The organism is Rhodococcus sp. KBS0724 (assembly GCF_005938745.2).
GTDB lineage: Bacteria > Actinomycetota > Actinomycetes > Mycobacteriales > Mycobacteriaceae > Rhodococcus_F.
The window spans coordinates 3,087,347-3,102,262 of record NZ_VCBX02000001.1 but is presented as its reverse complement, the minus strand read 5'-3'; the positions used below and the strand labels follow the sequence as shown (position 1 = coordinate 3,102,262).

13 protein-coding genes are annotated in these 14,916 nt (G+C 59.9%); 8 read left to right on the top strand and 5 right to left on the bottom strand.

Annotation, left to right across the window (positions count from 1 at the left end):
- Window positions 1–56: 56 nt before the first annotated feature.
- Window positions 57–758 (bottom strand): hypothetical protein, encoded by a 702-nt coding sequence (locus FFI94_RS14305; RefSeq protein WP_138868448.1) that lies wholly within the window; start codon window positions 756–758, stop codon window positions 57–59.
- Between the two features lie 232 nt (window positions 759–990).
- On the opposite strand from FFI94_RS14305, the gene FFI94_RS14300 reads away from it, so the two are divergent.
- Both FFI94_RS14300 and FFI94_RS14295 read left to right on the top strand, forming a co-directional pair.
- Window positions 991–1,413 (top strand): hypothetical protein, encoded by a 423-nt coding sequence (locus tag FFI94_RS14300; protein WP_138868447.1) that lies wholly within the window; start codon window positions 991–993, stop codon window positions 1,411–1,413.
- A gap of 274 nt (window positions 1,414–1,687) precedes the next feature.
- On the top strand, window positions 1,688–3,112 hold the full coding sequence (locus tag FFI94_RS14295) for an ABC transporter substrate-binding protein (RefSeq protein ID WP_138868446.1): 1,425 nt from the start codon (window positions 1,688–1,690) through the stop codon (window positions 3,110–3,112).
- Window positions 3,113–3,312: 200 nt separating this feature from the next.
- Here the strand turns inward: FFI94_RS14295 and FFI94_RS14290 are convergent, their stop codons facing one another.
- From FFI94_RS14290 to FFI94_RS14275, 4 genes are all read right to left on the bottom strand, one after another.
- Window positions 3,313–3,798 (bottom strand): SRPBCC domain-containing protein, encoded by a 486-nt coding sequence (locus FFI94_RS14290; RefSeq protein ID WP_138868445.1) that lies wholly within the window; start codon window positions 3,796–3,798, stop codon window positions 3,313–3,315.
- Between the two features lie 3 nt (window positions 3,799–3,801).
- Entirely contained in the window at window positions 3,802–4,143 is a 342-nt protein-coding gene (locus FFI94_RS14285) for a helix-turn-helix transcriptional regulator (RefSeq protein WP_260684123.1), read from the bottom strand.
- Between the two features lie 188 nt (window positions 4,144–4,331).
- Window positions 4,332–4,775, bottom strand: a complete 444-nt coding sequence (locus FFI94_RS14280; RefSeq protein WP_138868443.1) for a hypothetical protein — start codon at window positions 4,773–4,775, stop codon at window positions 4,332–4,334.
- A gap of 505 nt (window positions 4,776–5,280) precedes the next feature.
- On the bottom strand, window positions 5,281–6,222 hold the full coding sequence (locus FFI94_RS14275) for an alpha/beta fold hydrolase (protein WP_138868442.1): 942 nt from the start codon (window positions 6,220–6,222) through the stop codon (window positions 5,281–5,283).
- 110 nt (window positions 6,223–6,332) lie between these two features.
- Here FFI94_RS14275 and FFI94_RS14270 point away from each other — a divergent pair, with 110 nt between their 5' ends.
- From FFI94_RS14270 to narJ, 6 genes are all read left to right on the top strand, one after another.
- Window positions 6,333–7,298, top strand: a complete 966-nt coding sequence (locus FFI94_RS14270; RefSeq protein ID WP_138868441.1) for a YafY family protein — start codon at window positions 6,333–6,335, stop codon at window positions 7,296–7,298.
- A gap of 134 nt (window positions 7,299–7,432) precedes the next feature.
- Window positions 7,433–8,053: a YdeI family protein gene (locus FFI94_RS14265; protein WP_138868440.1), complete on the top strand. Its 621-nt coding sequence runs from the start codon at window positions 7,433–7,435 to the stop codon at window positions 8,051–8,053.
- 282 nt (window positions 8,054–8,335) lie between these two features.
- Window positions 8,336–8,734, top strand: coding sequence for a low affinity iron permease family protein (locus FFI94_RS14260; RefSeq protein ID WP_138868439.1), 399 nt, complete (start codon window positions 8,336–8,338; stop codon window positions 8,732–8,734).
- Between the two features lie 196 nt (window positions 8,735–8,930).
- Window positions 8,931–12,608, top strand: coding sequence for a nitrate reductase subunit alpha (locus FFI94_RS14255; RefSeq protein ID WP_138868438.1), 3,678 nt, complete (start codon window positions 8,931–8,933; stop codon window positions 12,606–12,608).
- Window positions 12,608–14,266, top strand: coding sequence for a nitrate reductase subunit beta (gene narH / locus FFI94_RS14250; protein WP_138868437.1), 1,659 nt, complete (start codon window positions 12,608–12,610; stop codon window positions 14,264–14,266). Before FFI94_RS14255 ends, narH begins: the two co-directional genes overlap by 1 nt.
- The gene (gene narJ / locus FFI94_RS14245; protein ID WP_138868436.1) at window positions 14,263–14,916 is read left to right on the top strand and encodes a nitrate reductase molybdenum cofactor assembly chaperone; all 654 of its coding nucleotides are present in this window, start codon (window positions 14,263–14,265) and stop codon (window positions 14,914–14,916) included. The genes narH and narJ overlap by 4 nt, the downstream gene beginning before the upstream one ends.

The following is a 14,916-nucleotide window of genomic DNA, read 5'->3' as shown; positions in this document are numbered from 1 at the left end:
CGTAGTCACCGTGCGAGTAGCCGGCGGCGGCCGGGATAGCGCTGAATACCTCAGCACTAGTTGACACAGAAGACGCCTTCACCCGGCCGTGCTGACGGATCAGGAATCACGTTGGCACATCTCACGATGCCGGTTGGTCCGGCTGTGAGATCCGAGAGCTGTGGACATACATGGACGATCGCAGAATGGATCAGATATGAGTAGGCGGCAATATCCGAACGATCAGATTCCTGAGCCTGCAAAGACTGCCACAGACCAGCAGCCCCCTGCTCAATGATCGAGGTACATGCCCGACGCCCTAGTTCGGCAGCATGACCGCGGACCTCTCGCATCGGGATCCCGCTGTACAACGCACCATCCAACGGCGGTAATCCACACACGTCCTGGGCGAAGGCGGCGTCACCTCCCGGCGGCACCAAATCGGTTACCACGTCGGACCACTCGGACCGCTTCTGGCGTTCCACCTCCTGTTGCGAGGGAAACGACTGCTCAGGGTAGTGGCTGCGTTGGTCGTCGAAGATGTTCTGCCAGTACGCAACCGATTCGTCGATGCTCATGTTCGGCATATCCGCATCGAGGCACCGCGCAGACGGATCCTTTGGTGTGTCTTCGGGCGGTTCGGCGAAGTATCTAGGATTCAACGTCTGCTCGGTGCCGGCAACATCGTGCGGGTTCTCCGCAGGACTGCACGCCACCAAAACAAATCCGGCGAAAACGACGGCCATGCCAGCAACTGCGGGGACGGAACGACGATTCATTACCGATACCTTCCCGAAGAAATCACGTGCAGAGTGAACCCACTCGCGTGACGACACACTACGACTTCACAGTCGTCGACGAAACGTCCGCGACCTTTGCCGCAGTCACCACATATGTCCGACAGTGTGACGAGTCGACGGCCACGTGTTGTATGACGAAGCGGCACCGACGCAGATCCTTGAAGGATGGCCAGTTCGACAATTCTGCCCTCCGAAACGATAGCGTCGCCGTATGCCCCGTTCCGGTGTTTCATGGCGAACCCAAGCAATGGCGTGGCCACTGATCGCGGGAGCCGGATTCGGAAGCTACCTTGCGCTTCAATTCGCAGACTCGAGCGATATCGGGAGCGTCGTCGGAGCCGTGGCCCTCGGATCTTTGTGCTCTCTTCCTGCTGGTGCGCTTCTGGGAATTTCCGCAATTCTGGCTGGAAAAGGTGTCCTCGCAATCGGCGAGCACAACTCCCGTGCCGCTGCGCCGACTAGCTGGAGGCTCGCATTCGCGATCACAACAGCTGTGGTGACGGCAGTAATCGTCGTGACTGCGCTCTCCTGCACAACCCTCGACGACGAGGCGATCGGTGCGTCAGCGCTGGCAATCGCCACCATCTCCTTCGTCGCCCCGCACTTCTACTATCCCGCGACCGATTCCGACTGAGCCGTCGTTCCTGTTTCCTGCTCGTTTCCACTGACCCCCGACAGACAATCAGGAATCCAGAGACGAATTTTGCAGAGACGATCTGACGATGCTTCCAGGTCAGCACAGGCCCCAAGACTTATGACTGGGGTCATACAACCTCGACTTTGTGCTGTGCCTCACTTTTATTTCTCACTCATCGGGAAAACGCATTCGCTATTTCTCGAACGCTGATTACCTACGGCTCTGCCTATGACTGCCATGAAGTGCCGTCTGCAAGAAGGAGAACCTCGTAGTGAAGTTGAACAAGACCACGAAGCTGGTTGCGGCGCTTGCTGCCACCGCCGCTCTGGTGTCCGCCTGTTCCGGCGATCGTGGGGACGACCCGTCGGCGACGTCGACCGGCGGGTCCAGCGCGAATGCAACGGCCGCATCGAGCAATTCCGATGCAAAGTTCGGAACCTTGAATTCTCCGTGCGGCAAGGGGGACGCGAAGGGCGCCACGGATCAGGGTGTCAGTGACACCGAGATCAAGATCGGCTTCGGCGACGACCGCGGCTACGTGAAGTCGCCCGGCCTGAACAAGGAAATGAGCGACGCGGTCAACGCCCTCATCTCCTGGTGCAACGATCAGGGCGGCATCAACGGCCGCAAGGTTGTCGGTACCGACTACGACGCGGCGATGACGCAGGCCAACTCGGTCATGCAGGAAGCGTGCGCCAGCCAGTTCATGATGGTCGGCTACGGCTTCGCGATGGACCAGACCGCAGAGCAGACCCGCGTGGCCTGCAACATGGTGTCGGTTCCCGGTTTCACGGTGTCGCCTGACGCAACGAATGGACCGATGACATTCCAGGGTGTCCCGATGCCTGTCGATTATGCCAACGCCGCAGCATGGTTCCAGATGGCTGAGATGCATCCGGATTTGCTGAACGACTTCGACGTCGTCAACAGCACGATGCCGACGATCATCACCTCCACCACCAAGACTCGGTCAATGGCCGCTGCTGCGGGCTTCAAGCTCAAGGACTGCGGCGTGACTCTCAACTACGAGGGCGAATCCAGCTATGTCCCGTTCGCCGAGAAGTTCAAAGAATGTGGTGTCAAGGGTATTTGGACGTCCCGTTCAGCAAGTCCGGCCGAGCTCAACTTCGTCAAGTCCCTCGATCAGGTCGGTATCGATCCGATCTTCTTCGGCGAATCCACGTGGTACGGCGAGGCCGTTTCGGCCTGGAACAAGGACACCGGACTGCTCGATAATCTGAACGCGGACATGATTTTCCAGATGCTCGAGAATGCGGACAAGGTTCCGGCCGTCAAGCAGTACGCCGACATGGTCAGCGAACAGGGTGGAAAGACGGCACTCCTCGGCATGCAGGCGGCGTCGTCGTTCCTGCTGTGGGCTACCGCGGCGGATGAGTGCGGTAGCGATCTGACGCGTCAGTGCATGGTCAACGAGCTCTCGAGCATCCATGAGTGGGATGGCGGCGGATTGCACGCCGTGACCGATCCGGGCAAGAACATGCCTGCCACTTGCGGCCTGATGACCGCGCTGACAGGCGACGAATACTCACAGGTTTTCCCGACCACGGCCGGCGAGTTCAAGTGCGACCCGAAGTACTTGATCGCCACGGACAAGGCCATCTGGGGCACCGAACTGGATGCCGATCGTATCTCCACGAAGTACCAGAACGCGAATGTGATCAAGCCGCAATCCTGATGCACTGAACGCCGGTGGCGCGAATCGCGTGCCACCGGCGCTCCTCTGGCTGAATCTCCAGACACAACCCTCATCCGCAGCACCGTTGCACCAACACACACGCAGCGAAAACGCTCGGCGCCAACAACTTCGGTGACTACTTTGCCTAGTTGCGTTTGTTCGCAGCTACCGAGTCCAAATTCGATACCGCAGTCGCCTAGTCAGGACGCAACCAGTTCGTCGATCTGATTGATCGCTGACGACGCACCCTCTATGACACCCATGTCGAGCACCTGCTGCAACGCCTCTGCAGACTCGTAAGTGCTCACGTAGGTCGCACGAGTACCGCCGTCGAACTCGGCAAAAGTGAAGACGTTCTTCGACACCGGCATCTCGGCATTCGGGTTGAAATCCTCGTCGGCGAAGCCGTCGTCGAACGAGAAGCTCCTCGGTTCATCGGTGGCCGTAATCTCCCAGTACCCTGCATACTTCTCACCGTCCGGACCCGTCATGAAGTAGGTAGTACGACCCCCCGGCGTGAGATTGTGTTCCACCACGGTCGCCGGGTATGTCGGTGGGCCCCAAACCTTTTCCAACTGACGTGGGTCTGCGTAGACCTGCCAGATACGTTCCACCGGCGCAGCGAATTCCGCCACAATGGTCAGCGTTCGGGTATCGATGTCCTGCTGGACGTCCGTCACAGGCATGGTTCAGTCCTCCTGGAGTGAGTCGAAAGCGATGAGTTCGTCAATACGTCCGATGCGGCCGCGCCACACTTGCTCCAACTCGGTGAGCATGGCCGCCACCGACCACAACGCCGTCACCTCGCCGCTGGCGAGATGCTCTCGACCGATGCGTCGCTTGGTGATGAGGCCGGCTTTCTCCAAAACGGCGACATGCTTCTGCACCGCTGCGAAGCTCATCTCATACTTCGCAGCGAGTGCGGTAACCGAGTGCTCGCCGGCCAGTACACGGCGCATGATGTCGCGCCGTGTCCGGTCGGACAGCGCACGGAACAGTGCGTCCGTGCGGTCCTCGTCGTCTCCGTTCACACCCCAAACATACAACCAATTGGTTGTATATGTCGATCGCCCGGAAACACTCGCCTGATCGAGACCCTGCATTCTGTCGCCACAATCACCAACAGAGTCGATTCAGCTATCCCGCACCATGCACAACGATCCGGTGAGATATATTGCAGCAGAGTAGTTTTCGCGACTACATCCGGCAAGTTGTGCCGTCAGGGCGCGACGATACAACCGGGCCCGAGCGACACTCCCGGGTTAACCGTCACCGTTTCGATCGGCCCGCCTGCCGAAGTCTGGTACGCCATCAGTGAATGCTCGCCAGGCGCAGTGGGAGTCCACAGAGTAAACGCATGACCGAAAATCACCGGTGAAACATAGTAGGGATTAATCGTGTCCCAGATAAGTTCCTGCGGAAAGAACGTCGATGCGCGGTTGAAGTCGACGATGGAGACCCCGCGCTCCGACATATCGGACGTCCTGGCCACCACTAGGTACGTGCACCCGGCACCATACGGGGTGGTCGGGCCTCCTCCGAGTCCAGGAATGACCGTGACGTCGACGACCTCGGCAGAGGCAGTTGGCGCAAACCATGTGGCAACCGCTGCACAAACAACCACGGCGAGCGATGCAACTCGGGTAGTACGGGAAAGTGTCATACCAAAAGGTCGGTTTCAACCGCCCGAGTGTTACTCGCCCACGTCAGCCGACGCATCAACGGAGAGGTCATCGTGGGGTGGAGCGGAGTCAGTGCAATTCAAGGCGCGGCAATTCAAGGCGCGCAACCAGAATCAAGCCGACGCACAAGACGAGAAAAAGCAGTGTCACGTTGAGCATTCCATCGCCCCCTTTGTCGAATTTGCGCCTCAGTCTCGATCGAGAGCAATTCCTCGGACCTGAACAGAATTTCCATCAACTTGGCCGTCAAACCCCCGAACTCGAAAGGTCGTCGCGCGACACCTCGCACGGCGGTCACTTCTGAGGTGGTTTGTCGTAGTCGCAACTGTCGACCGTGCGAGTCAGGTGGGCACGTGCTCAACGTGCTCTGAGCGATTCGCTGCGAGATCACGTGTTGAGCGGCAATCGCCTTGTTGGTCGACCCTTGGGCCACAGGTTACCGAGGTGACCGCATCCCCTTCACTGAGACCGCACCTAGCCTTGAAACTATGTGGCATCCTGCCGTTCCAGCCAGTTCAAGATCACTTGGTTGGTCTCATCGGGTCTTTCTTGCTGGATCCAATGACCACAGTCGAGATTGACTACTTCCACATTGGGCACGAACTCTGTCAGGTTCTCAGCCCTCGCGATCGCGTCACGGTCGCCGTAGATCATGAGTGCGGGCTGTTGAATGATCGGGTCCACCTCCGCCAGCAAATGCCAGTTGCGGTCAAGGTTCCTGTACCAGTTCACACTGCCCGTGAATCCTGTCGATTCGAAGGCGGAGACGAAAACGGCCAATTCGCTATCGCTCATCAGTGGCTCACCGAGTGGCGTCTCGGCTCTGGCGAGATCGATCAGCGCCATGCCCGGCTGAGGCTCCCTGACGGGTTCGTTCTTCCGGTACAGGTTGCGGAGGAACCGAAAGGTGTTGTCTTCGAACACGGCGTCCGCGACGCCCGGCTGTCGATTGAAGTGGACGAAGTAGAAGTCACTGCCAAGCACGGCCTCCATGAACTCAATCCAGGGCTGCTCTCCGCGATCCTGGTAGGGCAGGCTCAGGTTGATCACCTTGTTTACCCGGTCCGGGTGCAACAGGGTCAGGCCCCACACGACAAAGGCGCCCCAATCGTGACCGACAAAGGTGGCATCTTCGTAACCGTAGTGATCGAGAAGTGCGATGAGATCACCCGACAAATGTTCAATGTCATAGTCCGTCACTTCGGTCGGACCTGATGAGTTGCCGTAGCCGCGCTGGTTCGGGACGATGACGTGGTAGCCCGCCGCGACAAGGGCAGGCACCTGGTATCGCCAAGAATAGGCGTGCTCTGGCCATCCGTGACACAGCACGATGGGTTTCCCGGCATTGTGTTGCCCTGCTTCGAAGACTTCGAGTTCCACGCCGTTGACTGGGATAAGGACGGGCCTGGGGAAGTCGGATGGATTCACGGATGCTCCTTTGGGTTGAGTACCGATCTAATGTCTGGATCGACCGATTGCTCCGACGATAGGGAGCATCGTGGACACATGAAGTCCTAGATTGCTGGCAATCTGAAGAAATGCGGAACGATCCCACAGGCCGAGCACTGCAACTGCTCTCGCTCCTTCAGACCCATCGTTTCTGGAACTGTGCCGAACTTGCCGCACGACTCGATGTCACGCAGCGAACGGTGCGCCGCGACATCGATCGCCTACGCGACCTCGGCTATCCGGTCGATTCCACGTCCGGAAAATACGGGGGCTACCGACTTGCAACGGGGGCGCACGTGCCGCCCCTGATCCTCGACGATGACGAGTCCGTGGCGGTAGCCGTCGGACTGCGCTACGCCGCCGAAGCCGCCATCGACGGCATCGAAGAAACGTCGCTTCGCGCGCTGACGAAGATCGAAACACTCCTGCCCCATCGGCTACGCCGACGTGTGTCGGCTCTGCATTCGAGCGTCAGTTCCGTGCGGCGGGCCGACGACGACATCGTCGACCCCGAAGCGCTCAGTGTGCTCGCTGCGGCATGTCGCGACCACGAGCACGTGCGTTTCGACTACCGGCGAGGTGATGGCGAGAGCGGCAGACGGCTCGTCGAGCCGCACCGCCTTGTCACGGCGGGACGTCGTTGGTATCTCGTAGCATGGGACCACCATCGTGCCGACTGGCGAACATTTCGACTGGACCGGCTCTCCGAGCCCTGGCTGGCAGGCAGCCATTTCACGCCACGCGAGATCCCGGGCGGTGACGCGGCAGGCTTCGTCGCGAGATCCGTCGGCCCGCCACCCCGTCACCACGAGGCAAAACTCGCCATCGCAGCCACATTCGCCGACCTCGAGGGTGTGCTCAGATGGATTGACCACACACCAATCGAAGTGGCAGCGGACCACTGCCTTGTCCAAATCCGCAGCGAAGATCTCGGCAGGCTCACCATGACCGTTGCGCGCATCGCGCTCACCGCCCCAGTGGTCGTCATCGAACCAACCGAGCTCGCCAACACCGTCAGTCGGCTCGCCCTTCACCTCAGGGTCTCGCCACCATGAAAGTCAGAAGAGGATTGCGCGACAAGACCATTCATGTTCAGGTCATTACTGAGACGAGTTCGCGGACATGTTCCCCACGCCGGCTTTTCTTCTATCGAGACACATATCCGCTTCACTCTGAGCTGGGAGACCAAGTGACCAATTCGAAATCATCGCCACCGAGTTCCGTCCACCCCCCAACGTGGAAGTTCGACTACCCGATCATCCACGCCGAGACTCGGGAACAGTGGCGAACGTGGTTGACGGACAACCACACGTCGGCCCGAGGTGTGTGGTTGTGCTCCTGGCGCAACACCATCAGCCGACCACGCTGCCCCTACCCTCAGGCCGTCGAGGAAGCCATCTGCTTTGGTTGGATCGACTCCACCAACGCCAACCCCGACGAAGAACGCAATTTGCAACTGTTCACGCCGCGCAGACGCAAGAGTTCCTGGACCCGACTCAACCGCGAACGCGCAGCCGATATGGAGGTGCGTGGCCTCATGACCGTTGCTGGTCGCGATGCAATTGCTGCCGCGAAATCCACTGGTTGGTGGACGATTCTCGACCAAGTCGAAGACCTCGAGGAACCACTTGACTTGCAGGCGGCGCTGGACCGGGACCCGCAAGCTCGAAGCAACTGGGACGGTTTTCCGCCCAGCGCCCGCAAACAGATGCTGTGGTGGATCGTCAGTGCCGCCCGGGACGCAACACGGGAAGGTCGAATCGCCCATATCGTCAACCAAGCGGCCATCGGTCAACGTGCCCGCGGCTGATCGCACTTCGACCGCGTCCGGTATGAAGGCTGGTCGTCATCTGCACTAAAGGGTCTCCCTCGGCAGAGAATCCAGCCACAGCATCAGGGTGGGTCCGGATCAAGCCGCCCTGCTGGACCTGAATGGGATTGACACATTCACGCTGCAGCCAGGCACTTCACACTGCAGCCAAGCACGCGCAACGAATCGTCGCCGATCTACGGACGCATCGGCACATTTCACTTGAAACCGGCCCATCCAATTGAGGGCGCGCAAGCACACGGTGCGACTAAAGTTTCGGTAATGGAGCGAAGCAGCGACGCTGCTCAAACCCGCAGCGGAGGTAACCGCCGGTCGCGGTTTGACAGATTCGTCGAGCATGCAGAGTTGCGAGTCAGTCAGGCACCGTTCTTCTTTCTCTGTGTCGTCATTGTCGTGGCCTGGTTTATCAGCTTGCCGTGGTGGACGGATCTCAAGACCTGGCAGGTTGCGATCCATACCGTAGCGAGTGTTTTCACACTGCTGCTGGTCGTATTGCTCGAGAATGCCGGGCGCCGCGCAAGTGAAGCGTCGCAAGAAAAACTCAACGTCATCGCCGAAGCACTCGCGGCGATGCTGGATTCGTCCGCATTCGACGATCCCGAGCTCCGAACTGCTGCTCGACGACTCCGCCAAGCCGTTGGACTCGAAGAACGCCACTGACCTGTAACCGCAATCGGCGTATTCGAAGTTCCGATTCGACCTTTCACTCTTCCTACACGCGACTTCCATCTTGCTGCCCATTTCGTCCGAACGGTCGCGACAAGTCCGAATTTACGGTTCTATGGGACAAGCATGCTCGTTCGTCAGATTCTCGATCACCCCGAGGTGATCGTGAAGACGTGAAGGAAGTGCAGAAGTGGTCGAACATATCGGCAGTGGCGTCGAAAACGCTTTACTCCGCGGCGGTCGTTTCTTCACTCCTGGGAAGTTCTCGGACGATCTCCGTACCGTGAACCGCACTGGCGGCCGCGAAGGCGACATCTTCTACCGTGATCGTTGGAGCCACGACAAAGTGGTGCGCTCCACGCACGGAGTCAACTGCACCGGTTCGTGTTCGTGGAAGATTTACGTCAAGGACGGCATCATCACCTGGGAAACCCAGGAGACCGACTATCCGACGGTAGGACCGGACCGTCCCGAGTACGAACCGCGCGGCTGTCCACGTGGTGCCGCGTTCTCGTGGTACACGTACTCACCCACGAGAGTCCGCTACCCCTATGCCCGTAGTGTTCTCGTCGAAATGTACCGCGAGGCCCTGGCTCGCCTCGGTGATCCGGTGGATGCGTGGGCAGACATTCAGGCCGATCCCGAGCGTCGCCGAAAGTACCAGCAGGCCAGAGGGAAAGGCGGACTGGTGCGGGTCACGTGGGCGGAGGCCACCGAGATGATCGCTGCTGCACATGTGCACACCATAAAGAAATACGGTCCCGATCGTATTGCGGGGTTCTCCCCCATTCCGGCGATGTCGATGGTGTCGTTCGCTGCGGGGTCGAGGTTCATCGAACTCATCGGCGGCGTCATGACGTCCTTCTACGACTGGTACGCGGACCTCCCGGTGGCATCACCTCAAGTATTCGGCGATCAGACTGACGTGCCCGAGTCCGGGGATTGGTGGGACGCGTCGTACTTGATGATGTGGGGATCCAACGTTCCCGTGACCCGCACCCCCGACGCTCATTGGATGGCGGAAGTCCGTTATCGCGGAACCAAAGTCGTCGCGATCAGCCCCGATTACGCCGACAACACCAAGTTTGCCGATGAGTGGATGCCGTGCGCTGCGGGCACCGACGGAGCCATGGCGATGGCAATGGGCCACGTCATCCTGTCCGAGTTCTTCGTGAAGAAAAGTGAGCCGTTCTTCGACGATTACGTGCGGCAGTTCACTGACCTGCCGTTCCTCGTCACCATCGAGGACCGCGACGGCCTTCTTGTCGCTGGCAAGAACCTGACGGCTGCTGACCTGGGCGAATCGAGCGAAAACGCTGCGTTCAAACCGGTTCTCCTCGACAGCGCCACAGATGAAGTGGTCGTACCGAATGGCTCTCTCGGTTTCCGCTACGGCGATGAAGGTGTCGGCAAGTGGAACCTCGATCTCGGAGAGATCGTTCCCGCTCTGACTGTCGACAGCGAGTGGGTCGAAACAGCAGAAATACACCTTCCACGTTTCGACACTCCGGATGGTCATGGCGAGAGCATGATTCGCGGTGTGCCGGTGCGCCGGGTGGGAGACCGCCTGGTGTGCACTGTCTTCGATCTCATGCTTGCGCAATACGGGGTGCAGCGCAACGGGATGCCAGGGCAGTGGCCGTCCGGTTTCGACGACCCGAGCGAGCCGTATACGCCCGCGTGGCAGGAATCGATCACCGGCGTCAGCGCTGCGCAGGTAATTCGCATTGCGCGCGAATTTGCCAACAACGCCGTGGAATCGGGCGGCCGGTCGATGATCATCATGGGTGCTGGTATCTGTCAGTGGTTCCACGGCGATGCGACGTATCGAGCGGTCCTGAGCCTGCTGCTACTCACTGGGTCGATGGGTCGCAACGGCGGCGGGTGGGCGCACTACGTCGGCCAGGAGAAATGCAGACCCGTCACAGGCTGGGCGACGGTGGCCATGGGGACGGATTGGCTCCGGCCGCCGCGGCAGATGGCAGGCACTTCCTACTGGTATGTCCACACCGACCAGTGGCGTTACGACGGCTACCAGGCGGACGCACTCTCCAGTCCCGTCGGCCGCGGAAATTTCAGTGGCCGACACACGATGGACGTAATGACATCGGCGGTGTCGATGGGGTGGACCCCTTTCTATCCTCAGTTCGATCGATCGAGCCTCGATTTGGCTGACGAGGCCGATGCGCACGAAAGTGACGTCGCCGAACACTTAGCCAGCCAATTATCCTCGGGCGCACTTAAACTCGCAGTCACCGATCCGGACAATCCCCAGAACTGGCCGCGAGTGCTGAGCGTGTGGCGCGCCAATCTGCTGGGGTCGTCAAGCAAGGGCAACGAATACTTCCTTCGGCATCTACTCGGCACGGACTCGAACTTGCAGGCTGAGCCGACGCCGGAGGACCTGCGCCCCAATGACATAACGTGGACCGACGACATCCCGGAAGGGAAACTCGATCTGTTGATGTCGATCGACTTCCGCATGACATCCACAACTTTGCTTTCCGACGTGGTTCTCCCTGCGGCAACGTGGTACGAGAAATCCGACCTGTCGAGCACGGACATGCATCCGTTCCTTCATGCCTTCTCCCCCGCTATCGATCCGCCGTGGGAAACCCGCTCGGATTTCGACGCTTTCGGCGCGGTTGCCAAGGCGTTCAGCGTACTAGCGAAGAAGCATCTCGGAAAACGCCGAGACGTCGTGATGGGAACACTGCAACACGACACGCCCGGCGCGATGGCCTACCCCTCAGGTAGAGAACAAGATTGGCGCTCACAAGGAGAAATGCCTGTCCCGGGCAAGACGATGGGTCCCCTCGTCGTCGTCGAGCGTGACTATCCCGCCGTCGCCGAACAGTGGGCAGCACTCGGGCCGTTGGTCGAGAAGGCCGGACTCACCACCAAAGGCGTCACGACGCACCCGAAACGAGAAGTGGAAGAACTCGCCGCCAAGCACGGGGTCTTCGATTCGGGTGCTGCCGCTGGTAGGCCTGCTCTCGATACTGCCGAGAAGATGGCGGAGGCAATCCTCGCGCTGTCGGGAACCTCCAACGGCAGGCTCGCGGTGGAAGGGTTCACTCAACTGGAAAAGAGAACGGGGCGCCCGCTCACACATCTGGCTGCGGGTAGCGAGGAACGCCGAATCACGTTCGCGGACACACAAGCTCGACCTGTCCCGGTTATCACCAGCCCGGAGTGGTCAGGCAGCGAAACCGGTGGCCGTCGATACGCGCCGTTCACTGTCAATATCGAGGAACTCAAACCCTTCCACACCCTGACCGGTCGCATGCATTTCTTCCTCGATCACGACTGGATCGAGGAACTGGGCGAACAACTACCGATTTACCGGCCACCACTCGATATGGCGAGCCTGTTCGGCGAACCTGCACTCGGGGACCGCGGCGGCGGAATCGGTCTCAGCGTCCGCTATCTGACGCCCCATTCGAAGTGGTCGATCCACTCGGAATACCAGGACAACTTGTTCATGCTCTCGCTCTCGCGGGGCGGGCCGACGATGTGGATGAGCCCCGGCGACGCTGCCAAGATCGAGGTATCGGACAACGACTGGGTCGAAGCCGTCAACCGCAACGGCGTCGTCGTGTGCCGGGCGATCGTGTCTCATCGAATGCCGGACGGTGTGGTCTTCGTCTATCACGCCCAGGAACGGACCATCGACGTGCCACTCACGGAGACAACCGGAAAGCGTGGTGGCATCCATAATTCACTGACCAGGCTGTTGATCAAACCGTCCCACCTCGCCGGCGGCTATGCGCAGACGTCGTTCGCCTTCAACTACCTCGGACCCACCGGAAACCAACGCGACGAAGTCACTGTGGTGCGTCGTCGCTCGCAGGAGGTGACGTACTGATGCGAGTCATGGCGCAACTGGCGATGGTGATGAATCTCGACAAGTGCATCGGCTGTCACACCTGTTCGGTGACGTGCAAACAGGCATGGACCAACCGATCCGGAACCGAGTACGTGTGGTTCAACAATGTGGAAACCCGCCCGGGGCAAGGCTATCCGCGCACGTACGAAGATCAGGAGAAATGGAACGGCGGATGGATTCGCGACAAGAACGGCCGCCTTCGACTTCGTGATGGTGGCCGATTGAAGAAGCTCTCGCGCATCTTCGCAAATCCGAAGATGCCGTCGATTCAGGACTACTACGAGCCCTGGACCTACGACTACGAAAATCTCACCCAGGCTCCCCTCGGTGAGCACATGCCGGTAGCCGCGCCGCGAAGCCTCATCAGCGGTGAACCCATGAAGGTGGAGTGGTCGGCGAATTGGGACGACGATCTTGCCGGCTCACCCGAAATCCTGCCTGAAGACCCGATTCTGAAGAAAATCGGCATGGAGGTCAAACTTCAACTCGAAGACACGTTCATGTTCTACCTACCGCGCATCTGCGAGCACTGCCTCAATCCGTCGTGTGTTGCGTCCTGTCCGTCGGGCGCGATGTACAAGCGTTCCGAGGACGGGATCGTGCTCGTCGACCAGGACAAGTGTCGAGGTTGGCGAATGTGCGTATCCGGATGTCCGTACAAGAAAGTGTATTTCAACCACAAGACCGGCAAGGCCGAGAAATGCACGTTCTGCTATCCACGCGTCGAAGTGGGGCTGCCGACAGTGTGTGCGGAGACCTGCGTCGGCCGTCTGCGGTACATCGGCCTCATCTTCTACGACGTCGACAAGGTTCTGGGGGCCGCAACGGTTCCGGATGACAAAGACCTGTACGAGGCTCAACTCGACGTACTGCTTGATCCCCGTGATCCCGCGGTCATCGAAGGCGCTCGCAAAGAGGGAATCTCGGACGAGTGGATCGAAGCAGCACAGAAGTCTCCCATCCACGCACTGATCAAGGACTACCGCGTCGCCCTGCCGCTACATCCGGAATTCCGCACCATGCCGATGGTCTGGTACGTCCCGCCACTGTCCCCCGTTGTCGACGCCGTTAGCCGCGACGGTCATGACGGGGAAGATGTCGGAAACCTTTTCGGGGCTCTCGATTCGTTGCGTATTCCGATCGAATATCTCGCCGGCCTTTTCTCCGCAGGTGATACCGATGTGATCGATGGGGTTCTGCGACGGCTGGCTGCCATGCGCTCGTATATGCGCGACATCAACCTCGGAGGCGAGCCACAGCCTCACATACCGGAGGCCGTGGGCATGACCGAGGAAGCCATCTACGAGATGTACCGACTGCTGGCATTGGCAAAGTACGACGAGCGCTACATCATTCCCACCGCTTACGCCGTTGACGGACACAAGCTCGAAGAAACAGCCACCGAATGCGCGCTCGACTTCGACGGTGGCCCGGGCATGCACGAGTCCGGTCCTTTCGGTGAGACCAGCGGCGGCCCGGTCCCGGTGGCAGTCGAGACGTTTCACGCGCTGCGCGAACGTCAGACCACGGGCGAACTGTCCGCCAACTCGACTAATCCGTCCAGGGTCAATCTCCTGAATTGGGATGGGAAAGGGTCACCAACCGGGCTCTTTCCCGATCGAGGTGACACCCGATGATCGGGTTCGGCCGCCGCCGACGCGGGGTCGAGCAGGATCGACTGGTGTGGCATGCCGCCGGCCTGTTGTTGGCGTATCCCGACAGCGGCCAAGGCGAACGACTCCGACTTGTCGAGGACATTCTCAGCCATCTCCCGCCGGCGCCCCGAGACCAACTCGCACAGACGCACCGTTTTCTGCGTGACTGCGATGAATTTGTCGCAGCAGCGCAGTACGTCGAGACATTCGACCTCCGGCGACGAAGCACGCTGTACCTCACGTACTGGACCGCGGGCGACACACGCAATCGCGGTCGCGAAATCCTCGCTTTTGCCGACGCCTACCGCGCTGCCGGCGTCGATCCACCGCAAAGCGAAGCGGCAGATCACCTGACGGTTGTCCTCGAGTTCGCTGCTCTCGTCGACCCGAGTTCCGGTGCGAAACTACTTTCAGCGCATCGGGTTCCGTTGGACATGATCAGTGCGTCACTGACCGATTCGGACTCGCCGTACGCGCCGGTTCTCAGGGCAGTGTGCAGCACACTGCCGCCGGCTTCCGCCAACGACGTACGCCGTGCCCAGCAACTCGCAGCATCGGGACCACCTGCCGAATCTGTCGGGCTCCCACTCTTCACTCTGACCGTCCCACCTCGTCGCGATGGAGGTATGTGA

Excerpts from the sequence above, each read along its gene's own strand:
- FFI94_RS14290 (WP_138868445.1), bottom strand. The coding sequence starts at position 3,798 with ATGCCTGTGACGGACGTCCAGCAGGACATCGATACCCGAACGCTGACC.
- FFI94_RS14270 (WP_138868441.1), top strand. The coding sequence starts at position 6,333 with ATGCGGAACGATCCCACAGGCCGAGCACTGCAACTGCTCTCGCTCCTT.
- FFI94_RS14260 (WP_138868439.1), top strand. The coding sequence starts at position 8,336 with ATGGAGCGAAGCAGCGACGCTGCTCAAACCCGCAGCGGAGGTAACCGC.
- FFI94_RS14280 (WP_138868443.1), bottom strand. The coding sequence starts at position 4,775 with ATGACACTTTCCCGTACTACCCGAGTTGCATCGCTCGCCGTGGTTGTT.
- narJ (WP_138868436.1), top strand. The coding sequence starts at position 14,263 with ATGATCGGGTTCGGCCGCCGCCGACGCGGGGTCGAGCAGGATCGACTG.
- narH (WP_138868437.1), top strand. The coding sequence starts at position 12,608 with ATGCGAGTCATGGCGCAACTGGCGATGGTGATGAATCTCGACAAGTGC.
- FFI94_RS14305 (WP_138868448.1), bottom strand. The coding sequence starts at position 758 with ATGAATCGTCGTTCCGTCCCCGCAGTTGCTGGCATGGCCGTCGTTTTC.
- FFI94_RS14300 (WP_138868447.1), top strand. The coding sequence starts at position 991 with ATGCCCCGTTCCGGTGTTTCATGGCGAACCCAAGCAATGGCGTGGCCA.